Genomic DNA, 19,446 nt, shown 5'->3' with positions numbered 1-19,446 from the left:
TCAGGGCTCCTCGTGCTCGGGGCTGGTTGCCACCGCGGCGGCGTGGTCATCGTGCCATCTCGCTGCGGCCGACCGCGCCACGACGCGGTCGTCGAGCGGCAGGTCGACGCCCGCGACCTCCTGGATCGTCTCGTGCCCGCGACCCGCGACGAGCACCGTGTCCTCGGGCCCCGCCATCGCCACGGCGCGCGCGATCGCGTCCTGGCGGGGCGCGACCTCGTGCACAGTGGCACGGGCGTCGTCGATGCCCGTGGTGCCTGCGAGGACCTCGCGGCGCACGGCCGCAGGGTCCTCGCCGTGCGGATCGTCGTCGGTGACCACGGCGACGTCGGCGTGCGTCGCGGCGACCCGTCCCATGACGGGGCGCTTGCCGGCATCGCGGTCCCCGGTGGCTCCGAACACGACGATCAGGCGACCGGGGGTGGTCGCGCGCAGCGCCGTCAGCGCGAGCTCGAGCGCCTCGGCGTTGTGCGCGAAGTCGACGACCACGCGAGGTGCGGTCGCGACGACCTCCATGCGACCGGGCACCCGGGCGTCGATGCCGTCACCGAGCGCCGCCACGAGATCGCGCACGTCAGCGCCGCCCTCGAGCACCATCGCCAGGGCGAGAGCGGCGTTGGCGACGTTGAACGGACCCGGCAACGAGACCGACGTGCGGACCGCGCGGCCGTCGTGGTGACGGAGGAGGAAGGTCGAGCCGACGGCGCTCGGCGCGACCTCGCTCACGACCCAGTCCGCGTCCTCGCCCACGGTGCTGAGCGTCGCGACCGGGATGTCCGCCTCGGTGGCGAGCCTGCGTCCCCAGGCGTCGTCGACGACCACGACACCGCGCCGGGCGCGCTCGGGCGTGAAGAGGTCGGCCTTGGTAGCGAAGTAGCCCTCGAGGTCGCCGTGGAAGTCCAGGTGGTCCTGGCTGAGGTTCGTGAACCCGACGACGTCGAACGTCACTCCGTCGACCCGGTGCAGGGCCAGCGCGTGCGAGGACACCTCCATCGAGAGCATGTCGACACCGGCGTCGCGCATCTGGGCGAGCCACCCCTGCAGGTCCGGGGACTCCGGCGTCGTGAGGGTGCTCGCGAGAGCGACGTCGCCGACGCGGTTCTCGACCGTCCCGATCAGCCCGGTCCGCCAGCCCATGGACCGCAGGACGTGGTCCAGCAGGAACGTCGTCGTCGTCTTGCCGTTGGTCCCGGTCACGCCGAACGTCGTGAGTGCCTGCGCGGGCTGGCCGAGGAGGCACGCGCTGACCTCGCCGAGCGCGGCGCGCACGTCCGGCACCACGAGCGCCGGAGCCTGCGCCGGCAGGTGCTCCAGGCCGGCCGGGTCGGTCAGCACCGCGCACGCCCCGGCGGCGATGGCCTGGCCGGCGAAGGTCGCACCGTGGGCACGCGCGCCCGGGAGCGCGGCGAAGAGGGTCCCGGCCGTCGCCCGGCGCGAGTCGAGCGTCACCGCCCGGACAGGGGTGGCGGGATCGACGTCACGGAGCTCCGGGGCGAACGTCAGCTCGGCCAGGAGCTGTCCGAGCGTCGTCGGGAGCGGTTGTCCTGTCACAAGGAGAACCTACCTCGCAGGCCCCCGCCGGAGCCTGCGCGCCCCGGCGTGGGAACCGTCACTCCCACGTCGTGGCGTAGGGCTCGGCCGCCCGCTGGCTCGGCTCGATACCCAGGTACTGCAGCGCGAAGGCCGACACGTCGGCGAACACGGGCGCGGCCACCACGCCGCCGTACTCGAGCGACGGGTAGTTCAGCGCGACGGACACCGCGAGGCGCGGCTCGTCGGCGGGCACCACGCCGTTGAAGGACGCGACGAAGTGGTCGTAGGTGCCGGTCGCCGGGTTGGCGGCCTGCGCGGTCCCCGTCTTGCCGGCAACCCGGTAGCCGGGGATCTGGGCGAGCACGCCGGTCCCGTCCGACACGGCCGTCTCCATCATGGACAGCACGGCGTCCGCGGTCTCCTCCGAGACCACCCGGGTCTGCGCCCCGGCGTCGTGCGGCGTGAAGGTGCCGGACTCGTCCGTGTAGCCCTTGACGAGGCGGGGGTGCGCGCGCACGCCGCCGTTACCGATGATCGCGAACACCTCGTTGGCCTGGATCGCGTTGACCGCGAGCCCCTGCCCGAAGCTCACGGTGTACTGCGTGCGCCCGTCCCAGCGCTCGACGGGGTGCAGGATCCCCGCGGACTCCCCGGGCAGGCCGATGCCGGTGCGCTCGCCGAAGCCGAACTTGCGCAGGTAGTCGTAGCGGACCTGCGGGGTCAGCAGCTCGGCCACCTGGACCGTGCCGGTGTTCGAGGACTCGGCGAAGATCCCCGCCAAGGTCAGCTTGAGCTTCTCGTGGTCGTGCGAGTCCTTGAACGTCTCACCGTTGCTGGTCGTGTACCTGTCGGGCACCTCGAACTCGCTCAGCGGCTCGGCGACGCCGGTCTCGAGCGCGGCGGCCATGGTGATGACCTTGGCGGTCGACCCGGGCTCGAACACGTTGGACACGGCACGCGACCCCCAGGTCGCCGGGTCGCTCGCGCCCAGGTCGTTCGGGTCGACGGTGTCGGTCTCGGCGAGCGCAAGGATGTCGCCCGTCCGGACGTCCTCGATCACGATCGACCCGTACGTGGCGCCGGTCTTGCGCTTCGCCTCGTCGATCGCGTCCTGCGCCTTCCACTGCAGGTCGTTGATCGTCGTCAGCTGCGTGGACAGCCCGGCCTGCGCCGCCGTCTCCTCCTGGACGCCGGTCGGGATCTGGTGCCCGCGCAGGCTCCGCTCCATGAGGTACGAGCCGGGGGTGCCGGTCAGGACCGAGTCGAAGGTCTGCTCGAGGCCCGCCGATCCGATGCCCTCGGAGTTCACGAAGCCGATGATGTTGCCCGCCGTCGACCCGTTCGGGTACTCCCGCACGGTCGTTCGCTCGGCCGCGACACCCGTGACGTTGAGCGCCTTGATCGCGCGCCAGGTGTCTGGGAGGACCTCCTTGGCGATGTACTTGCCGCGGCTCGTGCCCACGAGGTCAGCGGCGAGCTCGGGCGCGTCGAGACCGAGCACCGGTGCGAGCACCTCTGCCGCAGCGGTCGGTCCGGTGCCGACGATCTCGCCGTTCTCGATCCGCTTCCACGTGGCGACCAGGGTGAGGTCGACGATGATGTCGTACCGCTCGACCGACGTCGCCAGCACCTCGCCCTCGGCGTCGACGATGTCGCCGCGCACCGCCGGGATCTCTCCGGTCAGCACCCGGCCCTGCAGCGCGGCTTGGGCCAGCGACGGGCCCTGCACGAGCTGGATGTGGACGAGGCGTGCGGCGAAGACGCACAGCACCGCGAGGACGATCCCCATGAGGATCCGCTGGCGGCGCTCGGGCGTCCCGGGGCGCATCCGCAGGCGCTCGCGCCACGCCGGGGTCGTCGGCTCGCGCAGGGCGCGCGGCGCGCGGGGCGCCGTGGCGGTCCGCGCGGCGCCGGAGACACCGGTCCGGACGCTGGCGCGGGCCGACGCTCGGGGCGCTCCTGACCGGGAGGTCGCGCCCGGGGCGCTCGTCCGCGGGGCACCCGCACGGGGCGCGCTCGTCCGCGGTGCGGACGTACGGGAAGCGCTGGACCGGGGCGCGGCGGTGCGCCCGGCGGACGACCGCGCCGCCTGCGTCCGGGGCGCCGGGGTGGCTCGCCCGGAGCGCACGGCCGTCCGGGCCGCGACCGAGGGTCCGGAGGCCGGACGCGGCGATCCGTTGCGGCCTGTGCCGGGAGCCGGCTGCGGGCGCCGCCGCGCACCCGGAGCGATGCTGCGCGGCTGCTCGCCGCCGTCGGGGCCCGTCATCACTTCTTCGCCGGGCTGGGATCGCCGATGACCTTGGAGTCCGCGAGGCGGATGAACGCCGGCGTCGAGTCCTGGACCATCCCGAGGGCCTCGGCGCGCGCGGCGAGCGTCTCAGGGGACGCCTCCTGGTCGAGCTGGGCCAGCAGCGCCTGCTCGCGCTGCGCGAGCTCGGACAGCTGCGACTGGAGCTCGCGCTGCTCGTAGGACCCGCCTGCCATCGTCGTGTTGAGGACCAGGACACTCACGAGCGCCCCCACGAGGATGAGCATGCAGACCCCGATGAACGGCACCCGGCTCCGCGACGCGAGAGGCGCGCTGACGAGGTGAATCCTGGGCTCGGCGGACGCAGGTGCTGGCGCGCGGAGCGGCGCCGTGGGCCGCGCGAGGGGGGCTGCTGCCTGAGCGCTCATCGTGTCACCGCCGTTCGGAGCATGTGGGTGGGGGTCGGACGTCGCCGGCGTGCGGCTCGGAGACGGACGGACGCTGCGCGCGGGTTGCGCTCCAGCTCCTCGCCGTGCGCCTCCTCGGCGCCGCGGGTGAGCAGCTCGAGGTAGGGCTTGTGGGTCTCGGGCTCCACCGGGAGCCCCGCGGGCGCGCTCGACGTCGCACCGTGGGCGAAGGCCCGTTTGACCAGGCGGTCCTCGAGCGAGTGGTAGGACTCGACGACGATGCGACCGTCGACGGCGAGGGCCTCGATCGCTGCCGGCACCGCGCGCTCGAGGACCTCGAGCTCCTGGTTGACCTCGATGCGCAGCGCCTGGAAGGTGCGCTTGGCGGGGTTCCCGCCGGTCTTGCGGGTCGCTGCGGGGATGCAGGCGCGCACGAGGTCGACGAGCGGTGCGGACGTGCGCCACGGCTCGGTCGCGCGCCGCGAGACGACCGACCGCGCGATCTTGCGTGCGAACCGCTCCTCGCCGAAGTCGCGCAGGATCCGGGTGAGGTCGTCCTCGGAGTAGGTGTTGAGCACGTCCGCCGCGGTCAGGGTCGTGGTCGTGTCCATCCGCATGTCGAGCGCCGCGTCCCGGGCGTAGGAGAACCCTCGGTCGACCTCGTCGAGCTGGAGCGACGAGACCCCGAGGTCCATCAGGACACCCTGGACTGCCGGCAGCCCCTGCTCGCGCACGACGTCGCCGATCTCGTCGTAGGTGGCGTGCACCGCGACGAACCTGTCGCCGAACCGTTCGAGCCGCTGCGACGCGAGCGTGAGCGCCTCCGGGTCGCGGTCGATGCCGATCACGCGGCTGGTGGGCACCTGCTCGAGGATCGCCTCCGTGTGCCCGCCCATGCCCAGCGTGCAGTCGACCAGCACGGAGCCGTCGACAGCCAGCGCGGGGGCGAGCAGGTCGACGCAGCGCTGCAGGAGCACGGGGTCGTGACGGTCGGACGTCTCGCGAGGTTCGGTCACGGTGGCTCCTTCCTGGCGTCGGCGGTGCGGGATCGGGTGCGGATCGGGCGGGGGCGGATCGGGCGGGGTGCGGTGCTGCGGTTCGTCTCGCCGTCCGGCCAGGTCTCCCTCCGCGACCGACGCTGGCGCCGGGGAAGTGCGTCAGCGGGGGCGGGAGGAGGCCTCGTCGTACGGGGAGGGTCAGATCGGGAAGGGCGGCAGCACCTCCTCCGCGGTGTCGGCGTATCCCGACTCCTGCTGGGCGAGGTAGTCGCCCCAGGTGGGCGCGTCCCAGATCTCGACGCGGGTGCCCATGCCGATCACCGCGACGTCGCGGTCGAGCCGCGCATACTCGCGCAGGGGTGCCGGGATGGAGATGCGCCCCTGCTTGTCCGGGACCTCGTCGCTCGCCCCGGACAGGAACACGCGCAGGTAGTCGCGGGACTGCTTGCTGGTGATCGGGGCCACGCGGATCTGCTCGTACATGCGCCGGAACTCGTCCATCGGCAGCAGGTACAGGCAGTGCTCCTGACCGCGGGTCATGACGAGGCCCTGGGCCAGCTGGGCGCGGAACTTGGCGGGAAGGATCAGGCGGCCCTTCTCGTCGAGACGCGGCGTGTAGGTACCGAGCAGCAGGCTGGGCGCGCCGCCGAAGAGCTCTGCCACCACGCCACACCTCCCCTCCTGCACCAAGTGGCTCCACATTACTCCACTTTCCACCACCGTCAACGGATGCATCGGCGCACGGACCGCCAGCATGAGGCGACTTCGCAGGTGAGAGCCGTGGAGGACGGTGGAGGGATCTGCGCGGCGCAACGCCAGCGTGCGTCGCCGCCCGCGACGCCCCCGAGCCGCTGTGCGACAGGCGATCACCCCGGGAACAGCAGAACTCCGCGGCAGCCGTGCCCCGTCGTGAGCGACGAGGTGAGCCGGTCTGCTCGTGGCGGCTCGGCTGTGGAACGAAGTGGAGGAGCCCGGGGGCGCGGCGGGGAGCGGTGTGGAGGACGCCGCCCCCGAGGGCGGCCGCCATCCTCTAGGCTCGCCCCTAACCGATCTGGAGGAAATGTGCCCACTGTCTCCGACGACGCCCTGCGCGAGATCACCAGCGCGGCGTCCGACATCCAGGCCCAGCTGTCCTCGGTCCTCTCGGGGAAGCCGGAGGTCGTGCAGACGACCATCGCGGTTCTCCTCGCCGAGGGCCACCTGCTGCTCGAGGACGTGCCCGGCGTCGGGAAGACGACCCTCGCGAAGGCGCTGGCCCGGACGATCGACGGCAGCGTGGGGCGCATCCAGTTCACTCCGGACCTGCTCCCGGGCGACCTCACGGGCGTGAACATCTACCGTGCCCAGCAGCACGAGTTCGAGTTCCGGCCCGGCCCCGTCTTCGCGAACATCGTCATCGGCGACGAGATCAACCGCGCGTCTCCCAAGACGCAGTCGGCGCTGCTCCAGTCGATGGAGGAGGGGCAGGTCACCGTGGACGGCACCACGTACACGCTCCCCCGCCCGTTCCTCGTCGTGGCCACCCAGAACCCGGTCGAGATGGAGGGCACCTACCCGCTCCCCGAGGCGCAGCGCGACCGCTTCATGGCGTGCGTCAGCGTCGGGTACCCGGACGCCGGCGCCGAGCTCGAGATGCTCGAACGACGGGAGACGGCGGACCCGATCGACGCGCTCCGACCCATCACCAGCGCCGCGACCATCGAGCGCTTCATCGCGACGGTCCGCACCGTCTACGCGAGCCCGGCGCTCAAGCAGTACCTCCTCTCGCTCGTCTCCAGCACGCGCAGCGACCCGGCACTGCGGCTGGGCGCGTCACCGCGAGCGTCGGTCCAGCTCTTGCGGGCTGCCAAGGCCCTCGCCGCGACGAACGGCCGCGCGTACGTGATCCCCGACGACGTGCAGGCGCTCGCGGTCCCGGTGCTCGCCCACCGCGTCCTCCTCGCGCCCCAGGCGCGGGCCGGCGGGCACAGCGCGGCCGGCGTGATCACCGCGCTCGTCCAGCGCACCCGCGTCCCGGCGCCGGAACCTGCTGCGGTGCGATGAAGCGCAAGGTCCGCCTCACCCAGCGCGGCGTCGGCCTCCTGACGCTCGGGGTCCTGCTGGTGCTGGCGGGGACCTCCGTCGGGTTCGAGGACGTGGTGCTGGTCGGCGCGCTGTGCGCGCTGCCACCCGCGACGTCGTGGCTCGTCCTGCTCCTGGTCCGGCCTCAGTCAGGCCGGTCCGCACTCCGGGTGCGCCGCACGATCCGGCCGCTGCCGGCGCAGGTGGGCACCACCGTCCAGGTCTCGCTCATGCTCACTCCCCTGCGCGCCACGGCCGCGGCCCTCGTGCGGCTGCGACGGTCGACGCCGAGCGAGAACATCGCCCCCGAGCTGCACGGCCGCCGCCCCGTGCGCGCGCGTGTCCGGAACGCGGCGGACACCATCACGATCGACTACGAGCTCGTCGCGGCACGGCGCGGCCGGTGGAGCGTCGGCCCCGCGGTCGTGACGCGCTCGGGCGCGTTCGGGCTCGCCACGGTCGTCGAGCCGCTGGGCGAGCCGCTCTCCGTCCCGGTGTGGCCGCCCCTGCTGCCCGTCGACGTCGGCCATGCACGCGCCGCGGCCGCGCTCGCCGTCACCCGCAGCGGCGCGCGCGACCCGAGCGACGAGGACTCCTCGCTGCGCGAGTACCAGCCGGGCGACGACCTCCGCCGCGTGCACTGGCTGAGCGCAGCACGGCACGAGACGCTCATGGTCCGCACGGACGAGGGCGCAGGGCGCCCCCGAGCGTGCGTGATCATCGATCCGCCGGCCCGCGATCCCGACCACACCGGCCCGGCCGAGCGGATCACGGACTGGACCGTCAGCGTCGCGGCGTCGTTCGCCGCGCACCTGCTGGAGCGCGGCCACCCGACCCGCCTCGTCTCGACGGAAGCACCTGCGAGCCAGTCCGGCGTCGTCGGCGAGCACGGCACACCGGTCTGGCACCGCGGTGCGGACGAGCTCGCTGCGCTCCTCGACCTCACACCGGACGTCCGCGCGCGCGTCCCGGGCGCCGCCGAGCGCGCAGCGGTGCTTGATCACCTCGCGCCCGTGCACGGCGAGCATGTCCTCGCGGTCCTCGGCGCGCCGGACGTCGAGGACTTCCTTGCGCTCCCGACCGGCGTGGGGACGCGTCGCGCTTTGCTCGTCGAGACCCCGGGGCACCCGACCGCGGCCGCCGCCGACCGTCTCACCGCGGCGGGTTGGCACGTGGTCTCGGCGCCGGTCGGGGCTGATCCTTCGCTCCTGTGGCTCCGGGGGCTGGTCGCGTGAGCCCGGCGTCGCCGACCGCTCGCGCGGCCCTCACCTCGCTCCTGCTCTGGGTGGCGGCGAGCTGCGCGCTGTGGTCGCTCTCGGGGCTCGTGACGCCGGGCTCCTGGCGCACGACCGGGCTGGTCGCGCTCGCCCTCACCTCGATCGTCATGACGACGACGCGCATCGTGCTGACCCGGCTCAGGGTCGACGGCCTGGTTGCGACCCTCGCCCCCTCGGCGTCCGGGCTCCTCACGTCCGCTTGGTTCCTCGCGGCACGGTTCGGAGCCGACGGCGAGTTCCACCTGGTTCCCGGCGTCGACGAGATCTGGCTCACAGTCGAGCTAGCCAGGTCCGCGCCGGCCGCGGCAGCAACGTCGGTCGCGCCCGCGGACCCGACCGCCCCGCTGGCCCTGCTGGCGATCGGGGGCGCCCTCGCGGTCCTGGTGCTGTCCGACACCCTCGCCGCACTGCGTACGCCGTTGCTCGCCGGGGTTCCGCTCGTCCTGCTGTGGCTGCCGTCGCTGCTAATCACGGCGGACGTGCCCACAGGTCCGCTGATCGGGTCCTGCCTCGCCGTGCTCCTGCTCGCCACCGTCGACAACCCGCACTCCCCGTCCCGCGGCTCGGGGCCGACATCACCCCTGGGCCGTCGCGCGGTCGGCCTCGAGAGCGCCGCCACGCTGGGCGCCGTGGCGGCGCTCGTCGTCGGGGCGTCCCTGGTCGCGTTGGTCGCACCGAGCACGGCCCTCTGGGCGACGACCGGCGCTCCCGACATCCGTCGCGGCGGTGCGGCGGTCCGGGTCTCCGACGTGCTCGACGTACGCGAGAGCCTCGGTGCCCGCGCGAACAACGTCGTGTTCCGCTACTGGGTGACGCCGCTCTCGGTGACCGAGGGCGAGAGGGTGCGGACGGGACCGTTCAAGACGCGATCGCTCTACACCTTCGACGGTCAGACGTGGTCGCCCGACGACTCGCAGAGCTCGCGCACCACCGACTTCTGGCCGCAGCTCGCGCCCGCGACCACCGGGCAGTACGACGTGCGCGTCCAGGCCGAGGGCCTGCGGGACCAGCTCCTTCCGGCACCCGTGGATCCCCGGACCGCGTCGGCCTCGCTCCTGTACGACGACGCCGCGGACGCCATCTACGGCGATCGCGCCCTCGCCCGTGGCGACGAGTACACGCTGACGGTGCGCCAGCGTGACCTGGCGCCCGAGACGATCGCGGCCGGCTGGACCGAGATGTGGCCAGACGCGGCGTGGGGCGGAGCCCTCGACCTTCCGGTGACCTCGCACATGAGCGACGTCCAGCGGGTCGCCAGCGAGGTGGCCGCCGACGCCGGGTCGCCGTACGAGATCGCGCTGGCCCTGCAGAACTACCTGCGCGACACGTCGCGCTTCGCCTACTCGCTCGACGTCCCCGAGCCGGTGACCGACGACGCCGTGTGGGACTTCCTCAACGACCGCTCCGGGTACTGCGTGCAGTACGCGACCGCCATGACGATCATGGCGCGGTCGGTGGGCCTGCCGACGCGCATGAGCGTCGGCTTCCTCGAGGGCGACGTGTCGCGGGACGGCGAGGGGGTCGTCCGCGGCAAGGACGCGCACGCGTGGCCCGAGGTGTACCTCGGCGACGTCGGATGGGTGCGGTTCGAGCCCACGCCGTCGGTCCAGACCGGGCCCGCGCCGTCGTACGCACCAACCCCGACGGCCTCGGCCCCGGCCGAGACCACCGCACCCGACCCGACGGCGGAGCGGACCGATCCGCGCCCGACGACCGCCCGCCCGACGACGACGGGGACGGCGACGGTCGTGGCCGAGGACGACGGCCCGTCGCCCGCGCTCCTCGGCGGTGCTGTGCTCGCGGCCCTGCTGCTGATCGCCGGAGGCGTCGTCGCGCGGCGGGTGGTCCGCGCCCGGGCCACACACGACGTCGAGGCCGCGTGGCGCGCAGTGTGCGCGGAAGCCGTACGGACAGGCACGTCGATCCCCGACGGAGCGACGTCGCGGACCGCAGCGGACCTGATCGAACCCGATCAGGCCGACGGGGCGGTGCACCGGCTGGCGCGTCTGATCGAGGACGAGCGGTACGCACCACGTTCCGGCGAGCGGCAGGCACCGCAGCTGGCCGCGCTCGTGGACGAGGCGTTGACGGGCATCCGGTCTCGAGCGGCGGCGGCGCGGCGAACCTGAGACGGCGCCGACGCCCCTACGAGGAGAGCCACCCGCGCGGTGGCGCGGGTGGCTCTCCTCGTAGCAAGACCTCAGGGCTCGCGGGACGGCCGGGGCTACAGGCCTTGGTCGCGCCGGCGGTCCCACCGCTCTTCGAGCTTGGCCATGAACGGCTTGGAGCCGGCGCTCCTCTTCTTGCGCGTTGACGGCTTGAGGCGTCCGTCGGGACCGATGGACCCGATGGGCCCGGGGGCCGCCTTGACCGCCGCCGGCTTGGTGAAGGCGTAGACGACGGCGACGAACATGATCGCGAAGCCGACGACGCCGATGACGGGCTGGGACTGCGCCACGCCGAGGATCAGCAGACCGATCCCGACGATAATCCCGACCGCGGCCAGCAGGTACCTCACGCCGGAGCCGCGCCGGGTCGATGACAGTGATGTCACGAGCTCCGGGTCGTCCGACGTGAGCTGTCGCTCCATCTGGTCCAGCACCCGCTGCTCGTACTCGGACAGAGGCATGGACACCTCCTCGTAGCCCTAGGTTCGCCGATACTCACGCTCAGGATAGTTCGACAAGCGCGCTGGCGGTAGTTGAGGCGTCCACCCCAGGTCGCGACGCGGCGCGCGAGGCCGTCGAAGGCCCGGCGCCGAGCTGGATCGCGGATCGTCCGAAGCGCTCGCGCACCAGGTCGATCGTGACCTCCGCCTCCCGATGGTCCCCGTGCTCGGCAACCGCGTCCTCGAGGGTGAGCTGGACCGGCGTCTCGGCCCGTAGGGTGAGGCCTTCCGCGCGGATGCCCACGAGCCGAACGGCTCGGCCGCCGAGCGGGGCGCGTCCGAGCATCTCGCGGGCGACGAGGAAGAGCTCGCGCGCCGCGTCGGTCGGCGCGACCAGGGTGTGGGAACGCGTGAGGGTCGCGAAGTCGGCGGTCCGCACCTTGAGGCTCACGGTGCGCGCCAGCAGCCCCTGCGCGCGCAGTCGCGTCGCACACTTGTCCGCGAGCCGGAGCAGGGTGTCCTGCACGACCCGCGGATCCGTCTGGTCGTGCTCGAAGGTGGTCTCGGTCCCGATGCTCTTCTCGGCACGTGTGGGTTCGACGGCGCGAGGGTCCCTGCCCCAGGCGAGGTCGTGCAGGCGAGCGCCGGCGACCTTCCCCACGGCGGTCTGCACCAGCCGGACGTCGGAGTCGGCGAGCTCGGCCACCTGAGTGATGCCGTAGCGCGCGAGCGCCTGCGCTGTCTTCTCGCCGACGCCCCACAGGGCACCGACGGGCAAGGTGCGCAGGAACGGGACGGTCGCGTCCGCGGGGATCAGCAGCATGCCGTCAGGCTTGGCGTGAACCGACGCGAGCTTGGCGACGAACTTGGTGCTGGCGATCCCCACGGAACACGTGATCCCGTGCTCCGCGCTGACCCGCTCGCGGATCGCCGCGCCGATCGAGGACGGCGGACCCAACCGGCGCCGGGCCCCGCGCACATCCAGGAACGCCTCGTCGACACTCAGCTGCTCCACGAGGCTCGTGACCGCCCGCAGGGTCTCCATGACCTCTCCCGAGACGCGCCGGTACTCGGCCAGGTCCGGCGGCAGGACGATGGCCTGCGGGCACATCCGGAGGGCGTGCGCCATCGGGAGCGCGGAGTGCACGCCGAACGCCCGAGCCTCGTAGGTGGCCGCGAGGACCACCGACCTGCCGTCCCCACCGACGATCACCGGGCGCCCGCGCAGGTGCGGGCGCCGCGCGAGCTCCACCGACGCATAGAACGCATCCATGTCCACGTGCAGGATGTTCGCCGCGGCGTCGTCGCTGCCCCAGGCAGACGGTGCGCGTGTCATGACGCACGACCGGCGTGCCATGCGGTCGGGCGCCACGGGGAACCAGCACCAGCACCGTCGACCAGCCCGAGGTGGGCGGCGACGACGTCCCGGAAGTCCTCGGCAGCGGCAAGGGCGGCCTCGGCTCGCTCCGCGCTCACGTCGTCTCCCCTGCCTGCCTCGACGGCGGACCGCAGGCGGGCCCCGTCCGCGAAGTAGCCAGCCCACGACGCGAACTCCGGGACGAACTGGCTCAGGAGGTCCCAGGCGTTGCGAGCGCGCCCGCGGGGACGCGCCCGGCCGCTCGCCTCGAGGACGGCCCCAGCGGCGCGCAGCGCAGCGAAGTGGGCGTGCAGGAAGGTGTCGGCCGGGCTCGTCGAGAGCTGGGCGGCGAGGATCTCTGCATCAGCACGCGCGACGAGGCGGCTCGCGGCGGCCGGGAGCGGGGCGCTCGTGCCGCGCAGCTCCGTGTCCTGCTCGCCGTGCTGGCTCTTCGTCATGGTGACCATGGCCATCCCCTCGTCTCGCTGTACGACACATACTCGAACACATGTTCGAGAACGTCAAGCCCTCCGGCGGCCTAGGTTGTTCCCATGGCCCGTCGTCCTGCTCGATCACGATCCTCCTCCGCGCCACTGACACGGATCCCCTCCGGCCCCGTCGTCCTGGGCGGTGCGACCGTCGAGGCCGTGCCGGACCGGGACGATCCCGAAGGCTTCACGCTCCTGGTCGACGGCGTCCCCAGCTCCTACCTGCGCCTCGGCGACCCTGGCTTTCTCGGGTTCGAGTACATGCAGCAGATGGCGGCCGTCCTCGCGCTGCTGCCGGGCGGCCCGCTCGACGTCGTCCACGTCGGCGCGGCCGGCTGCGCACTGGCGCGACACGTCGAGGCCGCGCGTCCCGGCAGCCGCCAGATCGGCATCGACCCGGTGGCAGAGCTGCTCGAGCGTGTGCGCGAGTGGTTCGACCTCCCGCGCTCCCCCGCGCTGCGCCTGCGCGCCGGGGACGGACGCGCCGTCCTGGAGCAGCTGCGGCCCGCCTCGGCCGACGTCGTCGTCCGGGACGCCTTCGCCCCGGACGTCACGCCCGGACATCTGGCGACGACCGAGTTCCACGCGCTCGCCCGCCGCACGCTGCGCCCCGGAGGCCTCTACCTCCTGAACGTCGCCGACCGGGCACCCCTGCGCGGCGTCCGCGAGGAGCTCGCCAGCGTCGGCGCGGCCTTCGACGGCTGCCAGGTCGCGCTCGTCGCGGAGCCCGGCGTGCTCAAAGGGCGCCGCTACGGCAACCTCGTCGTCGCCGCCCTGGCGCCGACGACCGAGGAGGACAGCACGCGCCTGCCGGACCTGGGCGGAGCCGCGCTCGCTCGCGCGGTCCGGTCGCTGGCTGCGCCCTCGACCATCCTCACCGGCGGCGAGCTGGCGACGTTCGTCGGCCAGGCACCCACGCGCCACGACCCACCCGCGAGCTGAGCACGCGCACCGACGCCCGCCTGGTCGCGCCTCGGCCCGAGGGGCGTCAGTCGGTCTCGTCCTGCTGGGCGAGGAACTCCTCGAAGTGTGCGGCGATCTCGTCGCCCGACGGGATCGGCGCGGAGTCCGCGAGGAGGTTCGTGCGCCCCACGGAGCGCGCGAACGAGTCGTACTGGTTCTCGAGCAGCCGCACGACGTTGGCGACCTCCTCGGACCCCTCGACCTGCTCGGCGACGCTCGCCATCGTCTCCTCGGCCGCGGCGTCGATCGCCGCGACGTCGAGCGCCAGACCGGTGACGCGCTGCAGGTGCTCCAGGCCCGCGCGCGCCGCGGGCGCGAACCGGGCCTGGGCCAGGTAGTGCGGGACGTGCACGGCGAAGCCCATGGCGTCGTGCCCGGCCTCCCCGAGCCGGAGCTCGAGCAGCGACGACGCGCTCGACGGGACCTGCACCCGGCCGAACACGTGGGGCTGGATGTCCAGCAGCTCGTTCCGCGTACCGTGCGCGGTCGCCGAGATCGGCCTCGTGTGGGGCACGCCCATGGGGATGCCGTGCACACCGACCGTCAGCGACACACCGAACCGTTCCACGACGTCCCGGACGGCGCGCGAGAACCGCTCCCACTGGAGGTCGGGCTCCATGCCGTGCAGGAGGAGGAAGGGTGTGCCCTCGGCGTCGTGCACGACGTCGATGACCAGGAGAGGCTCGTCGTACGAGACCCAGCGGTCGTCGTCAAAGGTCATGACAGGGCGTCGCGAGCGGTAGGCGAGCAGCTGGTCGACGTCGAAGGTCGCGAGCCTCGTGCTCGTCAGCTGGTCACGCAGGTGCTCGGCGACGATCTCGCCCGTGCTCCCCGCGTCCACGAACCCGTCCAGCACGTGCACCAGCACGGGGCCCGTCCCGCCCTGCGCGGTCGCGCCCAGCCGTGCGGCGACGGTCTCGTCCAACTCGTAGATGCCCTGGGGGTCCAGCACGATGTCCTCCTCCGTCTCGACACGCGGCGCGTCGGTCACCGGTGCAGAACGCGCGAGCGGCCGTGGGCATTCCCACGACCGCTCGCGCCACGCTCGCTCAGCAGGTCAGCGTCCGGGCAGCCGGACCACGCTGACGAAGAACTCGTCGATGCTGCGGACGACGTTGATGAACCGGTCGAAGTCGACGGGCTTGGTGACGTAGGCGTTCGCGTACAGGGAGTAGGAACGCAGGATGTCCTCCTCGGCCTCCGACGTCGTCAGGACGACCACGGGGATGCTGCGCAGCTCGGGGTCGTCCTTGAGCGCCGCGAGGACCTCGCGGCCGTCCATCCGTGGCAGGTTGAGGTCCAGCAGGATCAGGTCCGGCGTGGGGGCGTCGGCGTACTCGCCCTGCTTGCGGACGAACTCGAGCGCAGAGACGCCGTCGGACACGACCGACAGCCGGTTGGCGATCTTGTAGTCCTCGAACGCCTCGCGCGTCATCAGGACGTCGCCCGGGTCGTCCTCGACCAGGAGGACGTCCACCATCTGCTGCTGCTTGATCATCTCGCTCATCTCTCGGCGCCCTCGGTCTCGGGGGCGTCGGTGCCTGCCGGCAGGGACCACCGGATCGTGGCGCCCTGCGAATCGCTGTCCTCATCCAACCAGATCCGGCCCCCGTGGAACTCCACGATCCGCTTGCACAGAGCCAGCCCGATGCCCGTGCCCGCGTACTCGTCCTTGGCGTGCAGGCGCTGAAAGATCACGAAGACGCGCTCAGCATACTGGGGATCGATGCCGATCCCGTTGTCCCGGCAGGCGAACAGCCACTCGTCCCCGTCGCGGCGCACCGTGATCTCGACGCGCGGGGCGAGCCCATCGCGGCGGAACTTGACGGCGTTGCCGACGAGGTTCTGGAAGAGCTGGGTGAGCAGACCCGACTCGCCCACGACCGTCGGGAGCGCGTCGCAGGTCACCTCGGCGCCGGTCTCCTCCAGGATCTCGCCGAGGTTCGCGAGGGCGCCGCTCACGCACTCCTCGAGCGCGACCGGCTCGCGGGAGTCGGCCGGCGTCCGGCCCACCCGCGAGAACAGCAGGAGGTCCTGGATCAGCCGCTGCATCCGGTGCGCACCGTCCACGGCGAACTCGATGTACTGGTCGGCGCGGTCGTCGAGCTGGCCGCCGTACCGCTTGCGCAGGAGCTGCGTGAAGCTCGCCACCTTGCGCAGCGGTTCCTGGAGATCGTGCGAGGCGACGTACGCGAACTGCTCGAGGTCCCGGTTCGACCGCGCCAGCTCCTCCGACTGGTAGACGAGCTGCTCGTTGGCGACGACGAGCTCCGCCCGGTCGGCCTCGTTCTGCCGAAGCTGCCCCACGAGGGTCGTACGGAGGTCCTCGACGTCGCCGGCCAGCTCGCCGATCTCGTCCGGGCCGTCGGTGCCGATGCGTGCGTCGACCTCGCCGTCACGCACCCGACGCACGCTGCCGGCCAGCATCTGGAGAGGGTCGATCACCCAGCGGCGCAGCCGGTTCCAGACGATCGCACCGATGACGACGGTCGAGAGCGCGAGGAAGCCGAACGAGAACACGAGCGTCCGCGTGGCAGCCGTGAGCTCGCGAGTCTGGGCGTCGCGGGCATCGTTGACGAGCGCGACGATCGCGTCCATGTCCTCGTGCACGCCGTCGAAGACCACCTGTCCGTCCACGAAGTACTCGGGCGCGAGCGGCACCGGACCCGAGGCGGCCACCGCGTCGACGACCGGTCCGGCGAACTCGTCGAGCCACCGCTCCACGCCAGCGTTGGCGCTGGTCACGAGCCCGGCAAGCTCGTCGCCGAGCTGCTCCCGCACCGGCGCGGGGACGTCGTCGAGCCGGAGCACGCTCCGGGCGGAACGGACGTCCTCGATCGCGGGCAGGAGCGCATCGGCGCCGGTGAGTGCAAAGCCGCGCATCGACGACTGGGCGGCGGCGAGCCGCTCGTAGGAGTCGTTCACCAAGGAGACCGTCGCGTAGTAGTCACGGGTCACCATCTCCTGATGACTGCGTACCCGGGCCGTCGCCGTGAGGGCGATCGCCAGGATCGTCGCGAGCACGATGCCCGCCACGAGCAGCGCGACGCCGAGGCGACGCCGCAGCGTCCACCCCACGCGGCTCGCCTCGGTCGCGCTCGGTTCGCGCGGTTCGCTGCTCACAGATGTCCTCCAACGCCGTCGGGTCGCCCTCGATCCTAGAGGCGGGGCTCGTGCGGCCGGCGCCACGAGACGTCGTCCCGTGGCGCCGCCCGGATCGGCCATAATGGATGCCCCGTCCGATCGACGCGAGGGAGACAGGGTGTCGGGACTGACCGACGAGCTGGGACGCGAGCAGAGCACCCTGGACGACCTCTACGCACGACTCGACGAGCTCCGGGCCCAGGCGCGGGCGCGGTTGCGCCGTGTCCGCAAGGCCGGGCCTTCCGGCTCGCCGCAGAACCGCAGCGAGCGTGACGCGTTCGCGACGCTGTACGAGGACCGCCTCGCCCAGCTCGAGGCCGTGGAGGACCGCCTCTGCTTCGGCCGCCTCGACCTTGCCGACGGAGCCACCCGCTACATCGGTCGGCTCGGTCTCACCGACGCCGAGCACACCTCGCTCCTCACGGACTGGCGCGCGCCGGCCGCTCAGGCCTTCTACCGCGCCACCGCCGCCCACGCCGACGACGTGGTGCGCCGCCGCCACCTGGTCACCCGCGGTCGCCAGGTCGTGTCCCTCGAGGACGAGGTCCTGGACCTCGACGCCTATGCGGCGAGCGACGACCAGGGCGCCCACCTGTCGGGCGAGGGTGCCCTGCTCGCGGCGATGGCGGCCAAGCGCACGGGCCGCATGAACGACATCGTCGCGACCATCCAGTCCGAGCAGGACGAGATCATCCGCGCACCGCTCACAGGCGCGCTCGTCGTCCAGGGCGGCCCCGGCACGGGCAAGACCGCCGTCGCGCTGCACCGTGCGGCGTACCTGCTCTACAACCACCGCAAGGTCCTCGAGCGCTCCGGCGTGCTGCTGGTCGGTCCGAGCCCGGCGTTCCTGCGCTACATCGACCAGGTGCTGCCCTCGCTGGGCGAGACCGGCGTCGTCTCCTCCACCCTCGGTGGCCTGCTGCCCGGCGTGCGCGCCACGCAGGACGACGAGGGTCCCGTCGCCCGGCTCAAGGGCGACCTGCGGATGGCCAAGGCCGTCGAGCGCGCGGTCCGTGCCCGCCAGCGCGTCCCCGAGCGGGAGACGCACCTGCGCGTCGACGGTGTGGACGTGGTGATCCGCCCGCGCGACGTCGCGGACGCGATGAGCCGCGCCCGACGCAGCCACAAACCGCACAACGAGGCGCGCGCGGTGTTCGTCCGCGACATGCTCGGCAAGCTCGCGACCCAGGTCACCGACGCCCTCGCGTACGCACCCGAGGACCGGTCCGGCATCGTCGAGGACCTGCGGTCGACCCGCGAGGTGCGCGTCGCGCTCAACATCGCCTGGTTCCCGATCACGCCCGAGCAGCTGGTGCGCGACCTGTTCACCAAGCCGCACCGGCTCGCGCAGGCGGCCCCGCACCTCACCGAGGCCGAGCGGGCCCTGCTCGCCCGGCCCGCCGACGCCCCGTGGACGATCGCCGACATCCCGCTCCTGGACGAGGCCGCCGAGCTGCTCGGCGAGGACGACGAGCTCGAGCGCGTCCGCAACCGGGCCGCGGCGGCCGAGCGCGCCCGCGACCGCGAGTACGCCCAGCAGGTCCTCGCGACCTCCGGCGCCGGCGCCTTCGTCGACGCCGACACCCTGGTCGACCGGTTCGCGCAGCAAGGTCCCGCCCTCACGACGGCGGAGCGCGCCGCTGCGGACCGCGCCTGGACCTACGGGCACGTCGTCGTCGACGAGGCCCAGGAGCTCTCCCCCATGGCGTGGCGCATGCTGCTGCGCCGCTGCCCCACCCGCTCGCTCACCATCGTCGGGGACGTCGCGCAGACCGCGAACGCGGCCGGCGCGACCCGCTGGGAGACCATGCTGCGCCCGCTGCTCCGCGACGGCTGGCAGCAGCGCGAGCTCACGGTCAACTACCGCACCCCGGACGTGCTCGCCCAGGGCGCGCAGGACGTCGCGCTCGCCGCGGGCCTGCCCGTCTCTCCCGTGACGTCCGCACGCGAGGTCGACGACGCGCTGCGGGTCGTCCGCGTCGAGGTGCCCGAGGTCGTGACGGCCACCGTCGCCGAGGCCGTCGCGGCCGCCACGGAGACCGTCGGCGCTGACCGCACCGGCCGGGTCGCCGTCGTGACGCTCGATCCCGAGCCCGTCCGCGTGGCGCTCCGGGCGAGCGCGGTCGCTCGGCTCCTGCCCGACGGTTCCGACGTCGACGCTCCCCTCGCCGTGCTGGTCCCCCACGAGACCAAGGGCCTGGAGTTCGACGTCGTCGTCCTGGTCGAGCCGGCCACGCTGCGCGCGCCGGACCTCTACGTCGCCATGACCCGCGCCACCCGCCAGCTGCGCGTCGTCACCTCCGGTGCCCTGCCCGCAGGATGGCCGCACGGCCGCTGAGGTCCATCCCGTGGGACCGGCTTG

16 protein-coding genes are annotated in these 19,446 nt (G+C 73.0%); 5 read left to right on the top strand and 11 right to left on the bottom strand.

From position 1 onward, the window contains the following. From BMZ30_RS04730 to mraZ, 5 genes are all read right to left on the bottom strand, one after another. Nucleotides 1–1,551 (bottom strand): UDP-N-acetylmuramoyl-L-alanyl-D-glutamate--2,6-diaminopimelate ligase, encoded by a 1,551-nt coding sequence (locus tag BMZ30_RS04730; protein ID WP_093375476.1) that lies wholly within the window; start codon nucleotides 1,549–1,551, stop codon nucleotides 1–3. 58 nt (nucleotides 1,552–1,609) lie between these two features. Continuing rightward, nucleotides 1,610–3,799 (bottom strand): peptidoglycan D,D-transpeptidase FtsI family protein, encoded by a 2,190-nt coding sequence (locus BMZ30_RS04725; RefSeq protein WP_093375474.1) that lies wholly within the window; start codon nucleotides 3,797–3,799, stop codon nucleotides 1,610–1,612. Then, nucleotides 3,799–4,209 (bottom strand): cell division protein FtsL, encoded by a 411-nt coding sequence (ftsL, locus tag BMZ30_RS04720; protein WP_177191273.1) that lies wholly within the window; start codon nucleotides 4,207–4,209, stop codon nucleotides 3,799–3,801. The genes BMZ30_RS04725 and ftsL overlap by 1 nt, the downstream gene beginning before the upstream one ends. Further along, complete coding sequence (rsmH, locus tag BMZ30_RS04715) at nucleotides 4,206–5,204, bottom strand: 16S rRNA (cytosine(1402)-N(4))-methyltransferase RsmH (RefSeq protein WP_093375470.1); 999 nt, start codon at nucleotides 5,202–5,204, stop codon at nucleotides 4,206–4,208. The genes ftsL and rsmH overlap by 4 nt, the downstream gene beginning before the upstream one ends. Before the next feature lie 180 nt (nucleotides 5,205–5,384). Next, on the bottom strand, nucleotides 5,385–5,819 hold the full coding sequence (mraZ, locus tag BMZ30_RS04710; protein ID WP_093375801.1) for a division/cell wall cluster transcriptional repressor MraZ: 435 nt from the start codon (nucleotides 5,817–5,819) through the stop codon (nucleotides 5,385–5,387). Between the two features lie 429 nt (nucleotides 5,820–6,248). Here mraZ and BMZ30_RS04705 point away from each other — a divergent pair, with 429 nt between their 5' ends. From BMZ30_RS04705 to BMZ30_RS04695, 3 genes are read left to right on the top strand one after another with little or no spacing between them, the layout of a single operon-like run. Then, on the top strand, nucleotides 6,249–7,229 hold the full coding sequence (locus BMZ30_RS04705; RefSeq protein ID WP_229828240.1) for an AAA family ATPase: 981 nt from the start codon (nucleotides 6,249–6,251) through the stop codon (nucleotides 7,227–7,229). Further along, nucleotides 7,226–8,482 carry a DUF58 domain-containing protein gene (locus tag BMZ30_RS04700; RefSeq protein ID WP_093375466.1) on the top strand — a complete coding sequence of 419 codons (1,257 nt, stop codon included), beginning with the start codon at nucleotides 7,226–7,228 and terminating at the stop codon, nucleotides 8,480–8,482. Before BMZ30_RS04705 ends, BMZ30_RS04700 begins: the two co-directional genes overlap by 4 nt. Continuing rightward, nucleotides 8,479–10,653, top strand: coding sequence for a transglutaminase TgpA family protein (locus tag BMZ30_RS04695; protein ID WP_093375464.1), 2,175 nt, complete (start codon nucleotides 8,479–8,481; stop codon nucleotides 10,651–10,653). Before BMZ30_RS04700 ends, BMZ30_RS04695 begins: the two co-directional genes overlap by 4 nt. Before the next feature lie 95 nt (nucleotides 10,654–10,748). Here BMZ30_RS04695 and BMZ30_RS04690 read toward each other — a convergent pair whose 3' ends face one another. From BMZ30_RS04690 to BMZ30_RS04680, 3 genes are read right to left on the bottom strand one after another with little or no spacing between them, the layout of a single operon-like run. Continuing rightward, nucleotides 10,749–11,153, bottom strand: a complete 405-nt coding sequence (locus BMZ30_RS04690) for a DUF3040 domain-containing protein (RefSeq protein ID WP_093375462.1) — start codon at nucleotides 11,151–11,153, stop codon at nucleotides 10,749–10,751. A gap of 40 nt (nucleotides 11,154–11,193) precedes the next feature. Beyond that, the gene (gene dinB / locus BMZ30_RS04685; RefSeq protein WP_093375799.1) at nucleotides 11,194–12,468 is read right to left on the bottom strand and encodes a DNA polymerase IV; all 1,275 of its coding nucleotides are present in this window, start codon (nucleotides 12,466–12,468) and stop codon (nucleotides 11,194–11,196) included. Further along, nucleotides 12,465–12,956, bottom strand: a complete 492-nt coding sequence (locus BMZ30_RS04680) for an SAV_6107 family HEPN domain-containing protein (protein WP_143073126.1) — start codon at nucleotides 12,954–12,956, stop codon at nucleotides 12,465–12,467. The genes dinB and BMZ30_RS04680 overlap by 4 nt, the downstream gene beginning before the upstream one ends. Nucleotides 12,957–13,040: 84 nt before the next feature. Here BMZ30_RS04680 and BMZ30_RS04675 point away from each other — a divergent pair, with 84 nt between their 5' ends. After that, nucleotides 13,041–13,919 (top strand): spermidine synthase, encoded by an 879-nt coding sequence (locus tag BMZ30_RS04675; protein WP_093375458.1) that lies wholly within the window; start codon nucleotides 13,041–13,043, stop codon nucleotides 13,917–13,919. 46 nt (nucleotides 13,920–13,965) lie between these two features. Here the strand turns inward: BMZ30_RS04675 and BMZ30_RS04670 are convergent, their stop codons facing one another. From BMZ30_RS04670 to BMZ30_RS04660, 3 genes are all read right to left on the bottom strand, one after another. Then, entirely contained in the window at nucleotides 13,966–14,892 is a 927-nt protein-coding gene (locus BMZ30_RS04670) for a PAC2 family protein (protein ID WP_093375797.1), read from the bottom strand. A gap of 105 nt (nucleotides 14,893–14,997) precedes the next feature. Next, entirely contained in the window at nucleotides 14,998–15,438 is a 441-nt protein-coding gene (locus tag BMZ30_RS04665) for a response regulator (protein ID WP_093375795.1), read from the bottom strand. Nucleotides 15,439–15,443: 5 nt separating this feature from the next. After that, nucleotides 15,444–17,063 carry a sensor histidine kinase gene (locus BMZ30_RS04660; protein ID WP_229828242.1) on the bottom strand — a complete coding sequence of 540 codons (1,620 nt, stop codon included), beginning with the start codon at nucleotides 17,061–17,063 and terminating at the stop codon, nucleotides 15,444–15,446. Between the two features lie 139 nt (nucleotides 17,064–17,202). Here BMZ30_RS04660 and BMZ30_RS04655 point away from each other — a divergent pair, with 139 nt between their 5' ends. Next, complete coding sequence (locus BMZ30_RS04655; protein WP_229828244.1) at nucleotides 17,203–19,422, top strand: HelD family protein; 2,220 nt, start codon at nucleotides 17,203–17,205, stop codon at nucleotides 19,420–19,422. Nucleotides 19,423–19,446: the final 24 nt, after the last annotated feature.

It is taken from the genome of Flavimobilis marinus (assembly GCF_900113055.1).
Lineage (GTDB): Bacteria > Actinomycetota > Actinomycetes > Actinomycetales > Cellulomonadaceae > Flavimobilis > Flavimobilis marinus.
This window is presented reverse-complemented; position numbering and strand designations above follow the sequence as displayed.

Bases quoted from the DNA above. Each gene is read 5' to 3' on its own strand.
- BMZ30_RS04725 (WP_093375474.1), bottom strand. From the start codon at position 3,799: ATGACGGGCCCCGACGGCGGCGAGCAGCCGCGCAGCATCGCTCCGGGT.
- ftsL (WP_177191273.1), bottom strand. From the start codon at position 4,209: ATGAGCGCTCAGGCAGCAGCCCCCCTCGCGCGGCCCACGGCGCCGCTC.
- BMZ30_RS04700 (WP_093375466.1), top strand. From the start codon at position 7,226: ATGAAGCGCAAGGTCCGCCTCACCCAGCGCGGCGTCGGCCTCCTGACG.
- BMZ30_RS04690 (WP_093375462.1), bottom strand. From the start codon at position 11,153: ATGCCTCTGTCCGAGTACGAGCAGCGGGTGCTGGACCAGATGGAGCGA.
- dinB (WP_093375799.1), bottom strand. From the start codon at position 12,468: ATGACACGCGCACCGTCTGCCTGGGGCAGCGACGACGCCGCGGCGAAC.
- BMZ30_RS04680 (WP_143073126.1), bottom strand. From the start codon at position 12,956: ATGGTCACCATGACGAAGAGCCAGCACGGCGAGCAGGACACGGAGCTG.
- BMZ30_RS04675 (WP_093375458.1), top strand. From the start codon at position 13,041: ATGGCCCGTCGTCCTGCTCGATCACGATCCTCCTCCGCGCCACTGACA.
- BMZ30_RS04665 (WP_093375795.1), bottom strand. From the start codon at position 15,438: ATGATCAAGCAGCAGCAGATGGTGGACGTCCTCCTGGTCGAGGACGAC.